This window comes from Aurantibacter aestuarii (assembly GCF_003008425.1).
Classification (GTDB): domain Bacteria; phylum Bacteroidota; class Bacteroidia; order Flavobacteriales; family Flavobacteriaceae; genus Aurantibacter; species Aurantibacter aestuarii.
Genome location: NZ_PXOQ01000013.1, coordinates 1 through 324, shown reverse-complemented (window position 1 = coordinate 324; position 324 = coordinate 1). Strand labels below are relative to the sequence as shown.

The following is a 324-nucleotide window of genomic DNA, read 5'->3' as shown; positions in this document are numbered from 1 at the left end:
CGACAGCTCGGGTTCCGGCGACCGGAAGCTCCCACGCGCGTAGAGGATGCGCCTGCGGTCCCCTGCTGCCCGTGCATCGGCCAGCCGCCATCCCCGGACCATGCGCCGCATCCAGTACCAGCCTGCATCGCCCTGGGCGCCCTGTAGGCCGAACTTCCGGGGCGCATCGAGGGGCCAATCGCCGGAGTGACCCCAGACGCGGCCGGTCTTGCGGAGCCACGCCTCGGGGATGTTCTCGTTGTTGCGCTGGTAGTGCTTCACCCCGCGGGCGGCGTGCTTCGACAGGTACTGAAACCAGCCGATCGGGCCGTCGATCACCTTGGC

1 protein-coding gene is annotated in these 324 nt (G+C 69.8%); it reads right to left on the bottom strand.

The features are described from left to right. A partial coding sequence (locus C7H52_RS13475; RefSeq protein WP_221405039.1) for a hypothetical protein occupies positions 1-324 on the bottom strand: 324 nt, incomplete at both ends.